Here is a 16,134-nt window from a genome sequence, read left to right as displayed (position 1 = left end):
CAGTGAACAATCATCATGGGTAAAATAGCCATTGTCACAGGTTCTGCCGGTCTCATCGGAAGTGAGGCCGTGCGTTTTTTCTCGGATAAGTTCGATACCATCATCGGCATTGATAATGATATGCGGTCCTATTTTTTCGGGAAGGATGCATCGGTAAAATGGAACAAAGAGCACCTTCAAGCAGAATGTGAGAATTACATTCACAACGAGGTGGACATCCGCTCCTATGAAGCCCTGGAAAAGATATTCAGTAAATATGGTTCAGATATCGCCCTGGTGGTCCATACCGCTGCCCAGCCCAGTCACGACTGGGCAGCCAAGGAACCCTTGACAGACTTTTCTATTAATGCTTCGGCTACCCTGAATCTGCTGGAGGTTACAAGGCTGCACGCTCCTGAGGCCGTCTTTATCTTTACCTCCACGAACAAGGTTTACGGCGATACACCCAATGATCTTCCTTTGGTTGAACTCGACAAGCGTTGGGAGATAAGCAAAGAACATCCTTACTATGCCAACGGCATTGATGAACACATGTCGATCGATCAAAGCAAACACTCGGTATTCGGGGCCTCCAAGGTCGCAGCGGATGTGATGACCCAGGAATATGGCAAGTATTTCGGTATGAAAACCGGCGTTTTCAGAGGTGGTTGCCTTACCGGACCGCGGCACACAGGTGCTCAGCTACATGGCTTTCTTGCCTACCTGATGAAGTGCACCATTACCGGCACGCCCTACACCATATTCGGATACAAGGGGAAACAGGTGAGGGATAATATTCATTCGTATGATCTGGTGAATATGTTCTGGCAGTTTTATAAACAACCCCGCCCGGGAGAAGTTTATAATGCCGGAGGAGGCAGAAATTCCAACTGCTCCATGCTGGAAGCAATTGAGATCTGCGAGCGGCTGACGGGAAAAAAACTGAGTTATAGCTATAGCGAAGACAACCGTGTTGGCGATCACATCTGGTGGATCAGCGATGTGGGAAAGTTCAAATCGCACTACCCGGATTGGAACTGGAAGTACGATCTGGAAGCTATCCTGAGTGAAATGCATGAAGAAATGCTATCAAGGTATTCGCATGCCTAAAATTAATTTGTTCACCACCTACTATGCAGATCGTTCGCCGGAAAGGCAAATGGAAAATCTGTATAGCATCAGGAAGAACCTGGATTGTTCCTATGTGGATAAGGTTTACCTGATCCTTCAGGACAACAATTCGGATCCGGATATCAGTGGATATGATCATAAGCTACAGCTGGTCCCGCTGGGTGAACGTCCCACCTTTGAAAAGTTATTTGAGATCGCAAACAGCCATTCCAAAGAGGAGGATTTCAGCATCATTGCCAATACCGATATATTTTTCGACCGGCATATCTCTCTTCTTAAATACATCGACTGGAAAGACACGGCCCTTGCATTGACCCGATGGGATATTCTCGGCAATGGCAATGCGCGGTTCTTTAACAGGGACGACAGTCAGGATGTCTGGATATTTAAAGGCAGGATAAAAAAGATCACCGGTGACTATTTTATAGGCCAGCATGGTTGTGATAACCGGCTTATTTATGAAATGAGGCAAAGCGGATATCGGGTGCAGAATCCGTCGTATCACCTCAAGACATTCCACTATCACATGTCCCAGCTCAGGGAGTATTTCAAAGACCCGAACTACAAATGGGTAAGTGAGCCATATGGGTATGTGAAGCCTGAACCGCTCTTCAGCCCCTCCGAATTGCATGATCTTAAAACGAAGGATCCGGAAATGTACCATCTGTTGAAGAATGATAGAAGGATGTTCCGAACCTTCCGATATGATTTTTACAAAAAGATATTTCGTGATAGCAAGAGGGGGGAGAAATTTAAGGCAGCATGTAAAATGCTTGTGAATTATCACTACCTCAAAAAGCTGACCGGAAAAGGTGCGAAAGCAATGGAGTATAGAATAGATGGGGCGTGGAATCATGTGCATGGAGGGTTTCTGAAACACGCATTCCCGAAGTTTGTTTTGGGAAATATTGTTTCGCCGTTGTTGAAGATTGGGCCTGTCTTGCGGATGTACAATGCCATTTATGAAAGCGCCTCTCCGAAGTGGGTCAACGTATTTCATGCTTATGTGCAATTACCTGATAAGGATTTTGACTGGCAGATCCGGTTAAGGAATAGACACCGGGTCACAACCAGGGTGGAGCGCGGAAAGAAATTCACCATGCAATTTGCATTAGACTACCGGTGGTATTCTCCGGGACTATCGTTTCTGGAAGATCGTCTTGTCAGCCGGTCCGGTCGCGATGCGTGTTTTGCCGACGTAGGCAGTAACCTTGGAATGCGATCTCTGACGGCGCTATCCATGCATCGCCGGGTCATCATGATCGAACCCAACCGGGAGCTGAATGCCATCAACAATTCACGTTGCACGCAAAACAATTTCACCGATTATAAGATATTGGAATTCGGGGTGTCGTCCTCTGCCGGTGAATTTACCTTTTACTATGATCAGTCGACCTACCTCAGCAGTTTTGTGGAAGAACGCGTGAAGCCCCGGGGATACGCTTCGGAAGAGATGGTACAGACCAGAACCCTCGACGACTTATTGAGCGAGAATATGCAGGGCGAACTATATATCAAAGTGGATGTGGAAGGTTATGAATGGGAAGTGTTGAAGGGATCGGAACGTATATTGAAAGAACATCAGCCTACCTGGCTTATAGAGATCAACGACAAGGGCGAGAACTTTGAAAAGATATTTAACCTGATGCACGGTCATGGCTATATTTGCTGTGCCATTCGCGTGAGTGAGCCACGCCCCCCCTTGTTGTTCCGGATCACCGATATATCAGATACAGGGGCAATTCAGGAGTCCTGTGATTTTCTTTTTTGCAAGGAAGATGTACTGAAGGTTTGTCAGGATCTTTTCTGATAACCTGATCAGGCTTTCTTCTTTGTATTGATCACAATGATCGGGTACTGACCGAAGCGTCCCATGAATTTCGGGAACAGGCTTTCCAGTATATTGAAGGTGCCGAGTAAAATCTTTCCGACCCATCCTTCTTTTACAAATCGCTGCATGAATGGTACACTTGTGATGCGCCAGCTGTAAACGGTGAACGGCGCTGTTACATTTTTTCTGAACCATTCATAGGAATAGGCATGAAAGTAAAGCATGTCATGCGGAAGATCGTTGGATGATTTCTGTTCGATCTTGAGCGGAGCAAATGCTTTTATGCCGATAGACGCCAGTTTGATGCTTACCGCTTCATACCATCCCATGAACTTTCTGATCCGGGCATGCCCTGCCCAGGTGTAAACAATAATGGTATTGGGGCCCGGTTTGGCCACCCGGCACAATTCTTCAATAGCCTTTAACTGTTTGGATTTGTCCACATGGTAAATGGTGTGCAAAGACAATGCTGTGTCAATGGTGGCAGTTTCGAAAGGCAGGTTGGTGATATCTCCGAGGATGTAAACCCCATTTTCACCGAGACGTTTCTGGGCCTGCATCAAAGCATTCACTGAAACGTCCACACAAATCCTTTTTCGGTAATTCCCGGAGTAGGTCAGATATTCGTCATACTGCAGCGGGCCGGAAGCCACATCCAACAGGAACTCTCCTTGCTTCTGAAGAAATTGATGAATCTTCATGTGGCACCGTGCGCGGTATTTCGCAGTCAGCGGTCTGAGGTCCTCCCATTTTTCCGCATCTACATGGGCCTGGTCCCCTATGGTCCATCCGAATTCGTCGTAGAACTTCATAGCTCCTGCGGTAACCTCATCACCTTCTTCCGGTGCCGCCACTTCAATGTTTTTATCCGGGTGTGGAATGGCCAAGGAACGAATCAGAACCATGATGCCATCACGAATCTCATAGAAATAAAGTTGTTGCTCATCCACCAGCAAATTCTGAACGGGACCTGTAAGAACTTTACCGCTGTACCATTTGGCTGAACCATTTTCCACGGCCCTATTGATCATGTCAATGTCTTCAGCGTTGGCTGGCTTTAGTGGCGAACCACTGATCGGACATCTCAGGATGGCGATTACCGAAGGATCCAGGTGATATGGAGGCTTATCGACCATGGTGGCGTTTAAGAATCTTTTCGTTTTCCGTCTCCCAGGCATAGTCATCTTCCGTTGGTACATAATCATGCATCTCCGGATCTTCAAAATCAAGTCTCGTATAAGGCATGCTATCCTTAAGGATAACATTAAAGCGCGGATTCTCTTTTAAGAGTTCATCTGCCAGCACATCCGGATAGCCACCCAGTTCACCGTTCAGTAATGGCTTCATGGTAGAGCAATACAGCCTTTGAAAACGCCATTTGATCGCGCGATGATCCGTGGTGCCGAAGCCGGTCCATCCATGTTTTACAAAGTTCTCAAACGTCTGAACGGATTCCGGTCTGTTATTATCATTGTATTTGTTATACTGTTCCCGCCAATCGAAATATTGGTAACGGTAGATCAGGTTATCATCCGGTTTGATCCCCTCGCAGTGAACATAGTAGTGTTTTTTCTCGCTGATCATCGAATAATAGAATGGTGTTGATATGGCATCAAACCGTCCGAATTCTCTATAAATGATATGTCTTCCGAACCTCACAAGGATAGGTTCTCCCGGATCTGCCGCGCCTTCAGCCCGGGTGTATTTGAAATCCCCGCGCAAATTCAGTCTTGGCAATTGAATTGTACGGGGCCGGTCGTTTGACAGCACTTTGTTTCTCAGTTTCCTCATGTCGTTTTCACCGGAAGTTCTGCACAGCATGTCGGCATCCCACCGCAGGTGCCATTTATAGCGGCTATTATCCAGCCCTGCATTGCGGCACTCACCCAGTGTCTTACCCGGCAGTGAAAGCACGGTCACTTCGAGATCAGCGTTATGTTCTTCATTGAAGCGTTGCATCTCTTCCAATGTTCCGTCCGATGATCCGTTGTCAATGCATATTACCTGGTCTACCACACCAATCAGGCTTTTCAGGCAGAATGATATCAGGTATGCCTCATTTTTTGCACAAACCACCGCCGTGATTCCATTCTTCAGGGGATGCCCATCTCTTGAAACATCCCAACTCTTTGCGTACCGGTAAAAGAGATTGTAAAGTACCCGGGCAAGGATAGTTCTGATCCATGATTTCAGATGTTCAACCATATTTCGCAGACTGTGAATGCTCCGTCTTTGATCGGGGATTTTTGACGGGTAAATGTAGCCATTATATGCATATCTGTGATAAGTAAAAGCAAGGCCGGACGGACCTCGGTACATGAAAATGAATGATTACCTTTGGAAGGTAACAATGCATCGCCATCAAACTGTTGCAAATCCGGATCAGCCGGTAGGTTAACAGCGGGCAAAAGGACCTGTGCCAACGAAATGAAACCTCTGTTTTCTGTCATCATACCCACATATAACCGTGGTGACCTGATTGAGAAAGCGATCACAGGAATGATCACACAAAGCTTTGAGGCGTGGGAGCTGATCATTGTCGATGACGGTTCTACCGATGATACTTCCAAACGTGTTTCCCGGTTTACGGATTCACGCATCAAGTATGTCTACCAGGAAAACGCGGAAAGAAGTGCTGCCCGGAACAATGGCATTGATAAGGCGCAGGGAGATTACATCTGTTTTCTGGACAGCGATGATCATTTTGCAAGCAATCACCTGCAGGCTTTTCATGATTTTATTGAATCCGTGAAACCCACCCCGGGGCTTATGATGGGGGTGATTGAGAATGTCAATGACAGGGGAGAATCAATGGGTGAGTTCGGCCCATACCCGGACAGGAATGATCTGTTGGAATACCTGATCGCTCATCGCCTTACCTTCCCGCTGAATGCATGTTGCATACACCGGGATGTGCTTCAGGAAACACGGTTTGATCCTCGTTTTAATATCTGGGAAGATTCCCATCTTGCCTTTCGCATCCTGACCCGATGGCCCTATTACGGCGTAAAGGACGCCTGCGTACATGTGGTGGCACACGAGGGATCGGGGGTTGTTCAGATTCGCAGGCAGGTGCAGCTGGAAAAGGTCTTGAGATATGAAACCGCTGTACGGGATCTTTTCACGCAATGTGGCCCCATCAGACCGGAGGTGTTTTCACTAAAAAATCGCACCGATTATATATTTACAAAACTTTCAGGCTTTTTTTACAGCGCCAGGATAAGCGGTCAATACCAGATCGCTTTCCGGCTAATGACATTGTTGTGGAAGAAGTACTTTCGTTTGTCGGATACCGGATTCTATATAAAAGGGGGAATTAAACTGCTGTTAAATCGTACACTTGGAATTAAGACCAGGTAAACTAAAGTGCTTCGGAGAATCGGAAATAAAATGTACCGTACCTGGGTGGATTTATCCTGGGGGTCGCCGTTGACCATCAAGCCACGCAATGGTTCTCTTATTCTGATGTACCATGGCGTGGACATACTCGGCAGCAAGCGGTTTAACTTAAGGCATATGCCCCTGAGCGATTTTATTCATCAGCTTGAATGGTTGCACACCCATTGTCAGGTGGTCGATCTCAGGGAAATTTTTTCTGAAAAGGACCGGGAGGAATCATCCAAACCAAGGGTGGCGATAACGTTTGATGATGCGTTCAGAAATGTTTTCAAATATGCGGTTCCTGAACTGGTAAAACGGAAATTGCCCGCGACCATCTTTGTGACCGGTGTGAACAGATTGGATTGCGACATCCTGTGGGGTGATATGGTGAGCCTTGCCAGGACATTGGTGAAGGAAGATGTAACGGTCAATGGACGAACCTTCCGGTATGTGCCCGGAGAGGAGCATAAGGATCCGGATTCGGGTGAATCGCTCAGTGAAGTTTGCCATAAGAATGATTATCGCTTCAAACATGAAATGATCGAGGCTTTCGGGAAAAAATTCGACCGGTACAAAGATGAACTCCTTGACTACTGGCAGCTGATGAGTGATGATGAGATCCGGAAGACGGCGGATACGTCTTGTGTCCGGATAGGTTCACACGCGTGGTATCATAACAATCTTCCCAATGTTCCACTGGAGATGGCCAGGGAAGAACTGATCTCATCAAAGAACTATCTTCACGATCTGGTGGGTTATGATATCCAAACGCTTGCCTATCCAGATGGAGATTACTCTCCTCAACTTGTTGATGTGGCATACGATCTTGGACTTACCTGTCAATGTACCACGGAAACATATATCGGGGACACCACCAATGATCCCAGGATAAGAACACGGGTGGGCCTGTACCCCGCTTATTCCTGGAAGAACCAGCTGAACTATGCGTTTAGGAATGCAATTCACCCGATCTGATATCAACATCCTGTGACCTCTCCTGACATAAAAAAAGGACCGGATTTTATATGTATCGGTGCCATGAAAGCAGGCACGACGTGGTTGTATGAACAGCTGAAACAACATCCTGAAGTGTGGCTTCCGCCTGTAAAACAGATCAATTATTTTGATGAAAAAGAAGAAGGGTTGTCCGATCATTGGTACAGCAAAATTTTTAGCAGAAAGGAAAAATACAGGCGACTGAGATGGCGGTTTAAAAACAGACTATACCTGTCTTATAAATCCGGCAATTGGAAACACCTGCGGTGGGATGTCCGATACTTTCTCGGAAAAAGAAATGATGCATGGTACCGGAAACTGTTTCTGCCGGAAGGAAACCGGATCAGTGGCGATGTAACACCGGACTACAGTGCGCTGTCTGAAGAGACCGTCAACTCAATCGCAAAAGCATATCCACATGTAAAAATACTGTTGATCCTGAGGAACCCTGCCGAACGTTTATGGTCTCATCTCCGCATGGTATTAGGTGATGTTGAACTTCAGGAAAACACATCCAATATTGACGTTTGGAAAAGAGCCATCGAACGGGCATCAGCTTTCGGAAACTATCATGATATCATTGAAAGATGGTCGAAGGCTTTTGGCAAGGATAGATTTCACATTTATTATTACGATGATCTGGCTTTGCAACCCGATGTGCTTCTAAACCGTATCTGTGCCGACCTGAACATAGCTCCCATGCCGAAAGATATCGATCTGACCAGGGTATTTAACAAGGGAGATGAACGGATGCCACCGGGTAAACTTCGGGCGATGATTTCCGAACATTGTCGTGCCGTTTTGGATCAACTTGTTCCGCTGGAATTGCCCGGGAAAAATATCATCCAGCAATGGCGGTCGGACAACGAACCTGCAAATACATCAAGCCATGAGTAGGTCGCAAAATGAACGACATATTCTGATCCTTCCCTCCTGGTATAAGTCGGATGATCTGCCTTTTTTCGCATCCTTCATCGATGAACAGGTCCAGGCGGTCAAACGCCAGGGCCTCCGGGTTGGCGTCATGTATCCCAGGTGGAATGGTAGTTTCTCAATAACCGGTATGTTCACGAAGGGTAAAACAGAGTGGCGCAGGAATGGAGACATACCCACACTACAGGTGGAAGTGCGATCCGTGGTCCCCAGAAATCTGAGACTGAATGTGGCCGGTATGTGGCCTCAGCTAAGAAAAGCGTTTGACCAATATACCGGTGAACATGGGGTGCCGGACATCCTTCATGCACACTGCGTTTTTATAGGTGGAATTTCTGCGTACCATTTGCACCAAAAAACCGGTATACCGTATGTGATCACGGAACATGCCTCTTCCATGATCCTGGACCATGATACATTCAGTCCTGCTCAAAAGGAGGTGATCCTTAATGTCTACCGGCATGCGAGATATGTTATCGCGGTGAGCCACTTCTTAAAGGACAAACTGGTGGAGAAGTATCAACTGGACCCTGCATCCATACGGGTGGTGCCAAATCTTCTTAACAACATGTTTGATAAACCTTTTGTGCCACCTCCGCCTGCGCCGCCTTTTTTGTTGCTGTATATGGCGGAATTCAGTGAAAACAAAAATCATCTTTTTTTGCTTTCGCGTTTCAAAGAATTAAGTAACTCTTTTGATGTAAAGCTTTGTCTTATCGGGAAAGGAGTCACAGAGCACAAGATTCGTCATTTGATCGTTGAACTCGGGCTGGAATCCAGGGTGGAAATATTTGGGGAGATGGGAAGAAATGACGCCCTCTCACATCTGGAAAAGGCACATGTTCTTGTCTCAACCAGTAAGTTCGAAACATTTGGATTGAGTATCCTGGAGGGAATGGCTGTTGGCCGGCCGGTCATTGCAACTGATTCAGGTGGTCCACGGGATTTTATGCAGGAATTTAACGATACCCTGACCGATGAATCCACATTTCTTTCTGCAGTGACAAGATGCCTCCATGAATACAGCACATTTGACGGACAGTTGTCGAGAACTAAAATCCTTGAACGGTTCAGTGAGAATGCAATCGGAAAGCAGCTGGTGGATGTATACGAAGATGTACTGGTCACACAAGCCGGTTCCTGATGTTACTCCTTTGCTTTCCGTTGATTCTGTGATACAAAGTGGGTCAGGTGATCCTTCAGGATATCGGCCATAAAAGCGTATATTCATCCCTTGATAAATCGTCATGGAAACCGGGTAACCCGAAGCCTCTAACCTATGAGTCAGGTAGTAGAACAAAAGGAATTTTTTAAAGAATATTGGGTCAATGAGGATAACCCTCACCATGCCAACAGCGAAGAGGGATGGGTAGAGAAATATGCCCGCGAAATCTTGTTCCATGTGGGCTCGGGTGGTAAGTTGCTGGATTGCGGATGCGGCAACGGAGACTTTCTCCTGCACCTGGCCGGTGCCTTTGAAAAGGTTGTCGCACTTGACTATTCATTGAAAATGGTTGAACGTGCCGGCGAAAGACTAAAGCGGAATAACATAACCAATGTGGCACTTCAGCAGGCGGATGTACGCGACCTGGAGAGAATGCCAGATACCGGTTTTGATGTGGTTTTTTGTAATGGCCTTATCCAATACCTCAACCTGGAAGAGGCATTTGGTTTTATCAAAAGTGCACGAGACAAACTGACCGGTAACGGGAAGATCGTAGTGATGAATATTCCCGATATGAAAATGCAGCACTTATACATTATTGAGCATTTCAAAAATCATGGCCATACCCGGGACCTGCCACTCATATTGAAACTGGCCCGGGCGAGGTTCTACCTTTTCCGCAAAAGACTGTTTCAGAAGAACGATATGAATATCCTGGGGATAGGATTCTGGTACAAGTATTCGGATATTGAAGCCATCGCAAAACGACTGGACATGAGGTCCGAGATTTACTATTCCATGTATCCACCGTATGGATATCGGTTTCATGCGGTACTTGAAGCCAAATCCTGAAACCGTTGAGGGGACTTGATGCAATAAGCGAATCGGAGATCCGATACATCCTCGATGGCATCGTATTTTGTCCTTCGCCATTCTCTCCGAATAAAGTGAAGACAGATTATACCGTCGAGCATACGCCGGATGGATTCCGTATTCGTTTTCACAATGCGTCTGATCCGTATGAGGAGAAACGATTCAACTTTGACCACCCTGAGCTCGACGATCAGGACCGCGAATGCCTGGATATTATTCTTCAGATTGAAGAAATCCAATGGGCCGGTGTAACGGAAAAACTCGCAGGTTTGCATGTTGCCTACCTCAAGCTGATACACTTTTTTGTAAATGAATATTATTTCGTTCCCCAACTGGAAACGGATAAACATGGTCGGCTTTCATCCACTCAGGTACGTAGTGAACTGAAGCCTTACCTGGAATTACCGGTCGCTGATATTCTCATCACACTCTTTCTCAGGAAACATCACTTTAATGAGGCTTCCCTGTTCCGCAAGCATGCCTATTTCACTTCAGATTTTGATATCATTGATTTTCGAAGACATATTGGTTTAAAGGGAACTGTTCGCCGGTTTTTGCGTGCCATCTCAGAAGGAAATATCCAACAGATGATTCATGAACGCCACTATCTGTGGCAAGGCAAAAGTAAGGCAGAGGAGATGCTGCGTACGGATATGTTCGTGCCCGGGAATACGTTCCGCAATATCACCACCGTAAACATCTGTTTTCACCTCGTGATGAAAAGCCATCCGGAGTTTGATGTGGAGAATGATTTTGCAACCCCGGAATTCAAACGTTTTCTTATTTCTTGTCAGGCACTGGATGTGTTGCATGCCTTGCACCCGAATTATGATACACCAGGAAATACAGAACAGATGCTTCGCCAGGTTGAAAAATTCAGGGAAGTGTTTGGTCATGCGCCTGTCATCTCCCGAAATCATTATCTGAAAGGCGCATTTCCGGAAAACATTGCGATGCTGAAGGAGGCCGGGGTAACGGCTGATGCAACCTTCGGCTTCCATGATTCGATGTTGTTCAGAGGTGGCATCACCCGCCCGTTTGTTCCATGGGATAAAAAAGACGGCAACCCTCTTTCCATCATCGAACTACCCCTTACATTAATGGAAGGAACGCTGAAGGATTATATGAAACTTCAAAAGAATGATGCGGTAGCCGCAGCGGTAAAGAAAACAGATCGTGCTCTGAAATTAGGGACTACACTGTGTTTATTATGGCATAACCGCTCCATGTATCGGTATGGTGTTCCCGGAAATTATTACCCTGAGGTATTGGAGGCGATCATCAGATCAATGAAGGAGATGGATGAAAGTCTGGCGGTAAACTGATGTATGAAAAAGGTTCTGGTCATTTCCTACTTCTATCCACCTTGCACGCTCACCGCGGCACAACGGACAGGGGCATGGGTGAAGTATCTGGAAGCATATAACTGGCAGCCGGTGGTGGTGACTCGTTGCTGGCCCAATGCCATCCATGGACCAATGGATGCACTTCGTCCGTGTGGCAATGACATACGATTTTCAAGGGAAGGGAAAGCAGAAGTTTTCAGGCTCCCATATCGTCCTTCCTTCAGAGACAGGTACGTTGTTCGTCATGCAAACCGGCCATGGCGGGTCCTGTCACGTTTGTTAACCCTCTGGCAAATGGTATGCGATCATTGGCTCTCACCGGTTGGTGTGATGAAGGACCTTCAGGTGCAGGCAGACAAGGTTATTGCCAATGATCCGGATATTTCTGCCGTGATCATTTCCGGAAATCCATTCGAACAGTTCAGGATCGGATACCGGCTGCACCGCAAACACGGCATCCCCTGGATCGCAGACTACCGTGATGATTGGAATACGAGCGAATTGGAAGAAGCCAAAACCTTAACCGGAAGGTTGCTTCGGATGATCACATCTGTAAACGAAAAGCTTTGGGTTGGTACGGCGAGCTTCATCACATCCGTGTCTCCGTGGTATGTTGAGAAAATACAACAATTCACAGGTGTGAAAGGGGAGGTGGTCCTGAATGGATATGATGAATTGCCGGAAATGGATAATGACCATCCTCCAATTAGTCCGACTGAATTTATCATCACTTACAATGGTACCCTGTACGAAAGTCAGGACGTTGAAACAGTCCTGGATGTGGTCAAATCCCTGATTGATCAAACCGGAGATAAACTGAAGATAGTGATACATTTTCCCGGATTGGCCTATGATTCTGTAGCTGAAAACAGGGTCAGGAAAAACATGAGAGGCTATGAAGATCATGTGGTGATCACGGATCGTATTCCCAGGCTAAAGGTGTTGGAGATACAACAACAATCTGACGTGTTGCTGATGATAGCACATGGAGGGGTCAAAGGTGTACCCTCCAGCAAGGTGTTTGAATATATAGGTCTTCGAAAGCCGGTTTTGCTTTACCCCAATGACCATGACATCCTGGAATCTCTGCTTACGGAAACCAATCTCGGTGTGATTTGCAACAACCGTGAGCAGTTGGAAAATTCAATGAAAGAAATGATCTTGTCCAAAGTCCGCGGAGAAGCCAATACCACCCGCCCGGATAAGGCCGTGATCGCCGGACTGTCCAGAAAACAACAGGTGGAAAAATTGGTGCATCTCCTGAACCGATTATAGCATGTGTGGGATTACAGGATACCTTTCATTTAAAGTGACCCCGGACCAACTGGATTTGTCCGTTCGCTTACTGGAACACCGTGGACCGGATGCTTCAGGTACATTTTCAGATCCCGAATCCGGAGTAGGTTTGGGACACCGGAGACTCGCCGTACTTGATACCGGAGCTGCCGCAAACCAACCAATGGCCTCTTCAAACGGACGATATGTGATTGTGTTCAATGGGGAGATTTATAATTTCAAAGAATTAAGGAAGGAACTTGACGGGCCTTTCAAAACCCAGTCGGATACGGAGGTTTTGCTGGCAGCCTTTGCAAAGTGGGGTGAAACACTGCCGCGGAAATTGCATGGGATGTTTGCCTTTGCCGTTTGGGATCGCCAGGAGAAAAGGTTATTCCTTTGTCGCGACCGGGTTGGGATCAAACCCCTTTATGTCGGTCAATGGGGTCATGGTATATGTTTTGCCTCCGAGATCAAAGCTGTGAGAGCATTGATGCCGGCTGTGACCGTGTCTCAACATTCACTTGCCGGTTTTCTCAGGTTCGGTTTTGTGCCTGATCATCAAACAGCATTCCACGAAATAAGTTCCCTTCCCCCCGGACATTACGCGTTTATCGACGATCAGGGGCTAAAAATGGAAAGGTATTGGACGTTCTCCACTTCGGAGATCAGCCGACCGGTATTTTCTGCCAATGAGGCCGAGGAAATGTTCATACATCTGCTGACTGCATCAGTGAAAGAGCGCTTGATCAGTGATGTACCACTCGGAACATTTTTAAGCGGCGGCGTGGATTCAAGTCTGGTTACTGCGATTGCCCGTCAGGAGGCCAACGCTCCTGTCAAAACATTTTCAATAGGGTTTGAAGAACAGGCATACAACGAACTTCCGTTTGCTTCCAGGGTGGCCGGACTGCTGGATACCGATCATACTGAATGGGTGATAACGGAGAAAGATGCCCGGGAGGAATTACTTCATGCGATGGATCATTTTGACCAACCTTTTGCGGATTCGTCAGCATTGCCGGTTATGATCATTTCCCGCATGGCACGAAAGGAGGTGACGGTTGTCCTGGCCGGTGATGGCGGGGATGAGTTGTTCATGGGCTACGGCCGGTTTCAGTGGATGCAACGATTGAATAACCCACTGGTATGGCCGGTCCGGTGGCTGATAGCCGATATGGTTCGACGCGCCAATCGTGGCATGAGATCCAGGGCGGAGCTTTTCCGGGCAAAGGACAGATTGACTCAGGCATCCCATATTTTCGCATCCGAACAAGCATTTTATAAGCAGAAGGACATTCTCGAAATGACAGGATGTGACTTGCTTGAAATGGAGAGGAATATGATGAAGCCTTATGGAACGCTGCCTCCACTCATGCAGCAATTCGCGTTTGAATTCTCACATTATCTTCCGGAGGATCTGCTTGTGAAGGTGGATATGATGTCCATGCGTTCCGGTCTCGAGATTCGGGTGCCGTTCCTTGATCACCGGATGGTGGAATGGGCGGTGAACCTGCCCGCACGTTACAAGATCAATGCGCAACATATATTGAAATGGCTACCGAAAAAAGCCCTGTGTCGTTATCTGCCGGAAGATCTGGTATTCAGAAAAAAACAGGGCTTTAGTATTCCGCTGGCCAAATGGTTGAGAAGGGATCTGGCCTTTCTCCTTCATGATCATTTGTCAGATGCACAGTTAAAAAAATGGCCGGAGATGCATACGGAACCTGTTCGTCATTCACTACAAGCGTTTCAGGCCGGAGATGACAGCCAATGCCATAGGCTATGGTCGGCTATATTGCTAAGCCGATTTCTCTCGGAGCATTCTTAGCCGCCTCCTTAGCCGCTTCGTTTTGTTCCTCAATTCTCTGCTTGTTCAGGTGTCTGATCATAAAAATGGCCGAATAAAAGAATGGAACCAGCGGTGCCTTATACCTTACCAGTGCACCGAAATTGGTGGAAGCCAGCCCCACACCAAAGGCAAAAAATAAACTGAAACCGAGGGAGAATGTGATGAGCGGGTTGTCCAGAATAGTACGGATGATCTGCCTTAAACGATACCTCAAAAGGGTCAGAAATGTGAACACAAGAAGGATGCAATTCTCGATGACCGATAACACCATGATCGGACTTCCGATCTCATTTGGAAGTGGCCGGAAAATGGCTGTAAATATGGCCATGGGTGCAAGACGTAGCATGCCGGTAATTGTGCCATCAATGGTGCCGATATTGTAACTGTTGGAGCCATATTGTTCCTCTCGCAACAGGTCTGCCTGAATAATCTGGGCTTTTTTGATCGCCTTATCCACATCCCCATATTCACCCAGAATACTTCCGAAGGTTGAAAATGTGATATACCCTGTGGCAGCGATCAGGATGGAAAAGATCGGAAAGAACACCGCCCTGAGGATCTTGTTCGGTATTTGTTTGATATAGGCATTGTTTACCCAAACCAGCAATACCGGGAACAATGAAAGCAGAACGTATGGCTTGAGGTTGATGATCAGAAATAAATTCAGGGTCATGAAAAGGAGGTTGATAGGAATCTTCTTTTTCTCCAGCATGATCCGATGGAAATTCACGGTAAGCCAACATGTGGCGCTTAACGTGAAGGAGTCTTTCATGATACCTGACCCCCAGAAAATCAGCGAAGGAATAAACAGGATACAAACCGCAAGTTGTAACCGAATGCCCGGGAAATAACTCTTGAACAGGGTGTACAGTTTCCAGGGGCCGATAAAATTGTAGAAAGCAACAAGAAATGTGGTACACAAAAAGCTTTTCCAGGCGATCATGCAAAAAGGAAACGAAAAGCGAATGACGGAAAATGTATTGGCATCCCGCCACATGTAGAACGGAGGCCATCCCGTGGTGCTCGTAAAGGACATGAAATTCTCAAAAGAAAGATCATTGCCCATGATCGACCACATGGCCGTGGGATTCTCTCTGGCCAGATTCACCAGCGATACACTGCCCCGAAAGTAGTTGATGGTATCACCACCACCATAGTAAAAGGCATAAACCGCACAAAATGCTGAGGCTGCTACCAGTTTGTAGATTAGTGCTGTGAAGAACATTCCCCGGTCGAATGACTCCGGGATATACCTGCTCGCGATGAAGAATGCAGCATAGCTGATCCCGGCGAGGAAAAGTGGAATAAGAATGAGGTCTTGTGATGTAAAAAGATCCAATATGGTATTTTTACCGTGCGAACCAAAGATAAT

Annotated in this window: 13 protein-coding genes; 10 read left to right on the top strand and 3 right to left on the bottom strand. The window is 46.8% G+C overall.

The annotated features are described in order from the left end of the window. The first annotated feature begins 15 nt into the window (after positions 1 to 15). Both KDD36_02250 and KDD36_02245 read left to right on the top strand, forming a co-directional pair. The gene (locus KDD36_02250; GenBank protein ID MCB0395445.1) at positions 16 to 1,089 is read left to right on the top strand and encodes an NAD-dependent epimerase/dehydratase family protein; all 1,074 of its coding nucleotides are present in this window, start codon (positions 16 to 18) and stop codon (positions 1,087 to 1,089) included. Further along, positions 1,082 to 2,920, top strand: coding sequence for an FkbM family methyltransferase (locus tag KDD36_02245; protein MCB0395444.1), 1,839 nt, complete (start codon positions 1,082 to 1,084; stop codon positions 2,918 to 2,920). Before KDD36_02250 ends, KDD36_02245 begins: the two co-directional genes overlap by 8 nt. An 8-nt stretch (positions 2,921 to 2,928) precedes the next feature. Here the strand turns inward: KDD36_02245 and KDD36_02240 are convergent, their stop codons facing one another. After that, positions 2,929 to 4,077: a class I SAM-dependent methyltransferase gene (locus KDD36_02240; GenBank protein MCB0395443.1), complete on the bottom strand. Its 1,149-nt coding sequence runs from the start codon at positions 4,075 to 4,077 to the stop codon at positions 2,929 to 2,931. Beyond that, a complete protein-coding gene (locus tag KDD36_02235) occupies positions 4,067 to 5,260 on the bottom strand; it encodes a glycosyltransferase (GenBank protein ID MCB0395442.1) in 1,194 nt (397 codons plus the stop codon). The genes KDD36_02240 and KDD36_02235 overlap by 11 nt, the downstream gene beginning before the upstream one ends. Positions 5,261 to 5,368: 108 nt before the next feature. Between KDD36_02235 and KDD36_02230 the strand changes: the two genes are divergently transcribed. The 8 genes from KDD36_02230 to asnB all read left to right on the top strand — a co-directional run bounded on the left by KDD36_02230 (position 5,369) and on the right by asnB (position 14,741). Then, positions 5,369 to 6,301: a glycosyltransferase gene (locus tag KDD36_02230; protein MCB0395441.1), complete on the top strand. Its 933-nt coding sequence runs from the start codon at positions 5,369 to 5,371 to the stop codon at positions 6,299 to 6,301. A 30-nt stretch (positions 6,302 to 6,331) separates the two neighbouring features. After that, positions 6,332 to 7,297, top strand: coding sequence for a polysaccharide deacetylase family protein (locus tag KDD36_02225; protein ID MCB0395440.1), 966 nt, complete (start codon positions 6,332 to 6,334; stop codon positions 7,295 to 7,297). A 12-nt stretch (positions 7,298 to 7,309) separates the two neighbouring features. Continuing rightward, entirely contained in the window at positions 7,310 to 8,215 is a 906-nt protein-coding gene (locus KDD36_02220) for a sulfotransferase (protein MCB0395439.1), read from the top strand. Further along, the gene (locus KDD36_02215; GenBank protein ID MCB0395438.1) at positions 8,208 to 9,395 is read left to right on the top strand and encodes a glycosyltransferase; all 1,188 of its coding nucleotides are present in this window, start codon (positions 8,208 to 8,210) and stop codon (positions 9,393 to 9,395) included. The genes KDD36_02220 and KDD36_02215 overlap by 8 nt, the downstream gene beginning before the upstream one ends. Before the next feature lie 135 nt (positions 9,396 to 9,530). Continuing rightward, positions 9,531 to 10,268 (top strand): methyltransferase domain-containing protein, encoded by a 738-nt coding sequence (locus tag KDD36_02210; protein ID MCB0395437.1) that lies wholly within the window; start codon positions 9,531 to 9,533, stop codon positions 10,266 to 10,268. Positions 10,269 to 10,273: 5 nt separating this feature from the next. Next, a complete protein-coding gene (locus KDD36_02205; protein ID MCB0395436.1) occupies positions 10,274 to 11,614 on the top strand; it encodes a hypothetical protein in 1,341 nt (446 codons plus the stop codon). Between the two features lie 3 nt (positions 11,615 to 11,617). After that, a complete protein-coding gene (locus tag KDD36_02200; protein ID MCB0395435.1) occupies positions 11,618 to 12,910 on the top strand; it encodes a hypothetical protein in 1,293 nt (430 codons plus the stop codon). 1 nt (position 12,911) lies between these two features. Then, positions 12,912 to 14,741 (top strand): asparagine synthase (glutamine-hydrolyzing), encoded by a 1,830-nt coding sequence (gene asnB / locus KDD36_02195; protein MCB0395434.1) that lies wholly within the window; start codon positions 12,912 to 12,914, stop codon positions 14,739 to 14,741. Here the strand turns inward: asnB and KDD36_02190 are convergent. Beyond that, on the bottom strand, positions 14,704 to 16,101 hold the full coding sequence (locus KDD36_02190; protein ID MCB0395433.1) for a hypothetical protein: 1,398 nt from the start codon (positions 16,099 to 16,101) through the stop codon (positions 14,704 to 14,706). The genes asnB and KDD36_02190 overlap by 38 nt on opposite strands. Positions 16,102 to 16,134 lie beyond the last annotated feature (33 nt).

Source organism: Flavobacteriales bacterium, assembly GCA_020435415.1.
Classification (GTDB): domain Bacteria; phylum Bacteroidota; class Bacteroidia; order JACJYZ01; family JACJYZ01; genus JACJYZ01.
This window is presented reverse-complemented; position numbering and strand designations above follow the sequence as displayed.